Origin of the sequence: Sphingopyxis terrae subsp. terrae NBRC 15098 (assembly GCF_001598815.1) — a bacterium.
Lineage (GTDB): Bacteria > Pseudomonadota > Alphaproteobacteria > Sphingomonadales > Sphingomonadaceae > Sphingopyxis > Sphingopyxis terrae.
Map to the genome: position 1 here is coordinate 1 of NZ_BCZQ01000054.1, position 6776 is coordinate 6776.

The window sequence follows — 6776 nt, forward strand, 5'->3', positions numbered from 1 at the left end:
CGGCTCAACAAGGAGGTCAAGCGCCGCGCCGACGTCGTCGGAATCTTCCCGAACGAAGACAGCATCATCCGCCTCGTCGGGGCTGTGCTGATGGAGCAGAACGACGAGTGGCAGCTCCAGCACCGATACATGCAGATCGAAGGCATGGCCGAACTCAACCAACCCATGATCGAGGAGGAAAATCAGCCCCTACACATCACCGCCAAAGCCGCCTGACGATGGCCCACGGCCACAGCCGAAATTACACCACCTTGACGGACGCGACCGCCGCTTGCGGATGCCCGTTCCTTCCGCTCGATGCGACCGGCTTGAGGAGGGTGGGCGCGTTCGCCTTTTAGAGACCCGTATTATCCCCAAACTGATCCTGTATCCATTCACGCTCCGTCGGAACAGGCGAACCGGGATCGCGAGCCGGTGCTGGTCAAGCGATCACCGACGTCGATCATTGCGCGGGCTTGGCAACCGGGGGGCGCACGGCAAAACCGGACAGAAAAAGAAAAGGGGCCGGTTTGCACCGACCCCTCCGAATTTCCCGTCGCGCCTGCGATCAGCTCGGGATGATCTGGAGATCCAGATGGTCCGAATCGAAGCCGTTCTCGCCCGGAACCGCGGCGATCGGTCGTTCGCGGATGCGCGGGCCGGTTGCGCGGCTGAGCACGGCCTGGCCCGAACCATTGAGCAGGATTTCATCGCTGCCGGCGATGATGCGCGTCCCGACGAGTGTGCCCGGTGCGTAGCTGACGACCAGCTCATAGCCCGTGGGCGCGTTGCAATATTCGCGGAACGAGCCGAGCGACACCGCGTCGCCCTCGATCGCGCCGAAGCCGGTCAGCTGATGATTGACGGTGCAATTGACCGCCACCGTCGCAAACAGGTTGAAGCCGTACGAGGCGGCCAGCGCCGTCGTCGGTACTGCCACGAGCGCGGCGCCCGCGAGAGCAATCGAAAGTTTCCGTTTCATTCGCCACCCTTTCCGCCCGAATTGGCCGAAGTGTTGGATGGTGATTAGCCGCGCACATCTAATATTCAGTTAAGTGCCCGTGCGAAAAAGCACCGGAACCCGGCGCTTTCTGCCCATGAAGGTCGGAAATTTAAGCGCTTAGCGCGCGGTAACGGAGATCGAGATCACGTCGCTGTAGGTGCCGGCACGGCGATCGCTGACATCGCCGATGATGAACTGGATCGGCAGCGAGTCGCGGCGATAGCCATTGCCGGTCGGCCCCGACAGGCGGCTGGTGCCCGCCAGATTCACCGCGGTTCCGCCCACGGCGATCGAATAGGGCACCGTCCAGTCGCTGGCGCCGAGGCGCAGCTTGCCCGAATTGGCCGAGGTCACTTGCAGATCATATTGACCGGTGCTGCTGACGCGCAGCTGCAGCGGCACGGGCGCGACGCCGGTGCGCAGTTCGCCCAGGTCGACGACGGCGTGGCCGTCGCTCATCGAATAGGCGCCCGACAGGCCCATGCGCGCCGACGGCAGCACCTCGAGGCCGAGAACGACCTGCGTCCCGCCCAGCGAGCGGAAGCTGCGGTCCTGCGCCTCGATGCTGACATCCTGGGTGAAGGTGCCCGAATCGCGGACGTCTTCGGGATTGGCGACGAGCTTGTAGAGCAGCGTCTTCGATTCATTGGGGGCGAGCACCAGCTCGCGCTGCGACGGCGTGCGCAGCGAACGGCCGGCGCGCGGTGTCACATCCTGCGAATCGGTGAGGTTGACGAGCGCATAGCCGATGCGCTTGCCCGTCCCCTTCGACAGACCAAACGGCGGCTGCGACAGGTCGAACAGCGGCGCAAAGCGGCATTCGGACCCGCCGTCGTTGATATAAGTGACGCTGAACGTCCCTTCGGGCAGCGAACCGCCATAGGGATCGTATCCGGAGATCATCCAGCTCGTCGGCGCGGCATTCATCCGCACCATGCAATCGGTCGGACGCGCCGAATTGGCCGACTGGGCGAAGGCGGGAGCGGCCATCAGCGTGGCGGCGAGCAAAAGCGATGCGCGAAGCATGGAAGCCTCCTATTTGAACGAGCCCGACTTCACGGTGCCGAGATCGACGAGACCGGTCGTATCGGCCGGAACGGTAAATTCGAATGCCCTGTCGACCGTGCCGTTGGGGCCATAGGTTTCGACAAGATAGCGGCGGCCGGGCAGCAGGTTGGATACCGCGAAGCGCCCGACCGAATTGGTGAAGAAGGGCGTCGGCTGCGGATTGTCGCCTTCCTTGACGTCGAGCAGCGTGACGCGCCCGCCGATCAGCGACACCGGCTTTTCGGGGGTGAGCATCAGCGTGCCGATCGCGCTCGCAAAGGCGTCGGTGCCGATGCGCGCGGCATAGCCGCTCTTGTACGGCGGGTGGACGCGGAACACGCCCGGACCGGTGTCATATCCCGGCGGCGGATCCTGCACGTCATATTGCACCGACTGGGTGGTGTAGGAGCCGAGGAAATTATGCACCGCCGCACCGAGCGGACCGCTGCGCGCGATATAGTCGTTCTGCGCGAGCGACTGGCCGACGACCACATCGCGCTTGCCGAGATTCTCGTGCGCCTTGAGCAGCATGAAGCTGTCGTTGATGCGGCGTCCGATGCCGAACATGCCGTCGGCATAGGCCAGCGTCGTGCCGACGCGCAGCGTCGTCACATTGACGTTGGCGAAGTTCGAAATGTTCGGGCCGAAGGCGGCGTGGCTGATCGCGGCGTCGAAGCGGTTGGCCGTATAGGTCGCATAGCCGGCGGCCTGCGCAGAATTGTCCTGCCGCGTCAGGATGCCGCCGAAGCCGACGCTGTTGAGCTGGTTGAGGCCGCTCTGATTGTAGGAAAGCTCGGCCAGATTGTCGCGGCTTTCGTAACGCGCCTCGGCGCGGCGGCGATAGTCGGGCTGGAAGACCAGGCCGACGATGACGCTGAAGCCGTTGTTGCGCGAAAAGGAGGCCGGATATTTCGCATATTCGACCCCGGTCCGGAACGTCCATTCGCGATCGAACCGGTAATAGCCGGTGGTGCCGATGCGATAGCTGTCGCCCAACGTGCCGCGACCCTTGATGTAGGATGCGGTCGAGGTCGTCAGGAATTTCTGGCTGAACTGGTGCGTATATTGCGCCGACGCGGTCACCGACGTCGTGTTGATGCCAAGGAGGTTGCCGAGCGTCGCGAAATGCGGCGACGTATAATCGACGCGCAGCGTCATGCTGTCGGACAGACCGCCGCGATCGAAGAAATGTTCGTAGCTGACGCCGGCGGCAAAACCGGTGCCGGCATCCTTCGAATGGCTGCCCGCCGCATCGAGCAGCAGGCGGCCACCGTTGCCGAGCACGAACTGCGTCTGGCCGGTCAGCGTCTGGACATCCTTGCTCGCCTGCAGGCCAACGCCGATGGCGGGGGCGTTGACGAACGCCTTGCGGAAAAAGCCGGTAAAGGCGACCGGACCCTTATAATCAGGGGCATAGCCGAAGTTTCTGCTCGTCGGCCCCAGGAAGGCGCCATATTCATAATCGCCCGGGTCGAGGTCGATCGGGTCGAGATATTGCTGATACGACAGATCCTGGACCGCGCCCGTATTGTCGGTAACCTGGATCTGGATGTCATTGCTGCCCGCGACGAGCGGCAGCGAGCTGAAGTCATAGCGACCGGGCTGCAAGCGCAATTCGCGATAGAGCGAGCCGTTGCGCAGGAAGCGCACGGTCGATTCGCGCTGCAGGATCAGTTGGCGGTTGGCCTGGAGAATCGCCGAGCGAAAGGCGTTGAAGCGCCGCTGCTGACGCAGCACGCCGACGCCGCCCATCTGGACATAGGCCTGTTGCCCGCGAATTTCGGGGTCGAGATCGCCGATGAACCAGCGGCGATAATCTTCGGGCTGGTCATAGACGAGGCGCGCATAGTTGCGGTGAAATTTGTAGCTGTCGCCGCCCGACAGGCTGATCTGCTGGCCGAACTGCGCGTCGCCTTCGAAGACGAAGTCGCCGACACGCACCGCACCGTCGAAATTGATCGTCGGGGGATCGGTGTTGTTGCTGCCTTCCCAGATGTAGGACTGGATGAGGTTGAGGTTCAGATAGGCCGAAAAACCCGCCGGTTGCAGCGAGATATCGTCCATATCGTCCTTGGGCGGCGCGAACAGGTCAACCGTCGATCGCTGGTCTGCCGATACCTGGACGACGACCACCGCGAGCGTGCTGGGGTCATAGGTCAGCGCGACGCCGGTTTCGGCAAGGTCGTCGGGGCCGAATTGCGTCTTGCCCGCCAGATGCGCGGCCAGCTTGGCGTGCGCCTCGTCGTTGAGGATCGGCTTCAGCAGCTTGAGGAAGGTTTCGGTGTCGAGCAGGAAGCGATCGTCGGCGGTCAGCCGCATCGGAATGTCGCCGAGGCTGCGGCTGAGAAAGGTCAGCGGCACCGTCATTTCGATGTCGCGGTCGTAGGGATTGATGTCGGGCCGGCCGTAGGGCCCCATCGGCACCTGCGGCATACCGAGATCGGGCTCGGTCGGCGTCGGGGCAGGCGTCGGTGTCGGCGTACCGGGCAGCGGGATGCTGGTCGGCGGCGTGCTCGGCGCTGGTGTCGGCGCAGGCGTCGGTTGAGCTGTCCCCGGCCGCTGCGGCAGGGGAATCGAAACCTGCGCGGCGGCGGTGCTGGCCCAAAGGGCCGGCAAAGCGACCGAGCAGAGGGCCGCCCGCATCCTCATTTTGCGAAGGTCAGCTTGATCGGGCCGGGGCCGAAGCCCGGGACCGGCAGGTTGAAGGTGCGTTCACCCTGCGCCGGTACATAGCCGGTGCCGACGACGCGTGCCAATTCCTCAGACGACACGTCGACGCGCAGGAACTTGCCGTCGCGGTCGGTGCCTTCGAGGTGCCAAGCAAAATTCGACATCATGGCATGGCGGCGGCCGTCGTTGCGCAGCGTTACCGCGACCCCGTCCTGCAGCGGCGGTTGTTCGGTCGCGCCGGGCAGCGCGGGCGGCTGGTAATTGACCTGGTGGACCGATGCCGCCTTGACGTCGGGCTTGGCACCCGGCGGAGCGACCACGACGAGTGCGCGCATCGTGTAGAGAACCTGCACCTGCGCCGAGGCGGCGTCCTTGCTGCCGGGCTCGAACGGGACGGGAAGCTGTTCGACGGAGACATAATAAGCCTGCGACGTCGGAATTTCAGGCTCACCCACCCATTGCAGGCGGATCACCTGGCGTCCGCCGGGGGGCAGCGCACCCTGCGGCGGGAAGACAAGGAATTTGTCGTCGGCCGGCGTTTCGGTGATCTTGCCGTCCTTGTCGATTTCCATGCGAAAGACGCGCGTCTGGAAAGCGAGCTTGCCGGCGTTGATATTCTGGACTTCGACACGGGCGACGGTGTTGCTGCCGTTCGATTCCATTTCGACGACCATCGGCGAAACGCGCATCGCATAAGCCGCGGGGACAAGAATGAACAGCGCGGCAATCACCGCCAGCAGCGCCTTCGACTGGCGCTTCAGCACGGACACGATAGCCATGATTCCCCTTCCCCCCTGAATTTCACAGAATAATTGCATTCATTCATAAAGAAAGGGGAAAGATTGCTCTTCCCCCTTTCCCTATGGTTACGCCACGAGCTTAGAGCGCGCTGAGGGTCAGCGTGGTCGTGCCCGCATAGGTGCCGGCGACCAGACCCTTGTTGGTGATCGCGGGGGCGTTGAAGTTGATCGTCATGTTCGAACGCCACGCACCCTGCTGGATGGTGTTGTTCTGCTGCGACGTCGAAACGGCGAGCGACTGGCCCGTGCCGCTGGTGACGGTGTTGACGGCAACGCCGGTCCAGTTTGCCGTAACGCTGTACGGAATATTCGCCTGGAATTCGTCGGTGTCATAGCCGCCGGCAGCGCTGTTCACGAGGCCGTTGACGTTATTCTTCGCGATCGAAACTTCGTTGTTGAAGTTGCAGCCAGCGGTCAGCGTTTCGATGTTGGCGAACGCCGGGCCGACCATTTCGAAGGCCGAGTTGACGTTTTCGTTGTTGCCGGTGCGGACACCGATCACGCCGAAGTCGATGTTCCGCGCGTTGGCGTCATTACCGGCATAGAACGAGCAGTCCTTGTTCACCGAACCCGTGAGGTTGAACGTCGTGGTGACGGTCGGGGTCGCGGCTTCGCTATCGCTCGGCGCATCGGCGACGGCGGTGTAGCGGGTGCCAATGCCAAGGCCGAGCAGTGCCTCGTTGGCGAGAACACCGAACGGTCCGGGGTTCGTCGAGGTGTACGGGATGCCCAAGATCACGCCAGCATAGTGACGCTGGTTGGTCTGCGCAGCGGCCGGCGAAGCGATGCCGACAAGAGCGATGGCGGCAACGGCGCCGGTAAGAATCTTCTTCATAACCTTCTTCCCTCATTTTTGAACCGCGCCCCCGTCGCGGGGAGGCGGCTGTTCATATGCACCGGCTGGTCGGAGAACCCGGGGGGTCGGTGCCACCCCCAGGGCCTGATCCGTCCGCGAAGTCGCCCCTCGCGAAGGAATCTCGTCAGATCGGAGACACGGTGATCGTGATCGTCTCCGAATATTCGCCTGCCAGCAGCATCCCGGCCTCGCCCGTGGGCTGACCCAGTTCGACCGCCAGCGTCATGCCGTCGGTGGCGATGCCGCCATTGCTGGAAATCACGCCGCCGGCCTGAAGCTGGGCGCTGGTGAAGCTTTTGCTGATCGTTTGCGACGACGGGAAACGCACCGGCATCTGCACCGCCAGATTATAGGGCAGCTTGCCGCCATAGGGCCCCTGGCCGTTCGGCATGGTGGTGTGCGTCAGTGCGCCGCTGGCACT

The 6776-nt window shown here is 63.6% G+C and carries 6 protein-coding genes and 1 pseudogene; 1 reads left to right on the plus strand and 6 read right to left on the minus strand.

Going from position 1 to position 6776, the window contains the following annotated elements:
- On the plus strand, nt 1-216 hold a 216-nt coding region (locus STE01S_RS19350; RefSeq protein ID WP_174531814.1), incomplete at its 5' end, for a transposase.
- A 331-nt stretch (nt 217-547) separates the two neighbouring features.
- On the opposite strand, the gene STE01S_RS19355 is transcribed toward STE01S_RS19350, so the two are convergent.
- From STE01S_RS19355 to STE01S_RS19380, 6 genes and pseudogenes are all read right to left on the minus strand, one after another.
- Entirely contained in the window at nt 548-961 is a 414-nt protein-coding gene (locus STE01S_RS19355; protein ID WP_003041703.1) for a hypothetical protein, read from the minus strand.
- Nucleotides 962-1099: 138 nt separating this feature from the next.
- The gene (locus tag STE01S_RS20935) at nt 1100-2008 is read right to left on the minus strand and encodes a hypothetical protein (RefSeq protein ID WP_003041705.1); all 909 of its coding nucleotides are present in this window, start codon (nt 2006-2008) and stop codon (nt 1100-1102) included.
- 9 nt (nt 2009-2017) lie between these two features.
- Entirely contained in the window at nt 2018-4672 is a 2655-nt protein-coding gene (locus tag STE01S_RS19365) for a fimbria/pilus outer membrane usher protein (RefSeq protein ID WP_255266035.1), read from the minus strand.
- 2 nt (nt 4673-4674) lie between these two features.
- Entirely contained in the window at nt 4675-5478 is an 804-nt protein-coding gene (locus tag STE01S_RS19370) for a fimbrial biogenesis chaperone (protein ID WP_062770875.1), read from the minus strand.
- A 100-nt stretch (nt 5479-5578) separates the two neighbouring features.
- Nucleotides 5579-6334 carry a hypothetical protein gene (locus tag STE01S_RS19375; protein WP_062770877.1) on the minus strand — a complete coding sequence of 252 codons (756 nt, stop codon included), beginning with the start codon at nt 6332-6334 and terminating at the stop codon, nt 5579-5581.
- A 145-nt stretch (nt 6335-6479) separates the two neighbouring features.
- Nucleotides 6480-6776: pseudogene (locus tag STE01S_RS19380) on the minus strand (hypothetical protein); the annotation flags it as partial.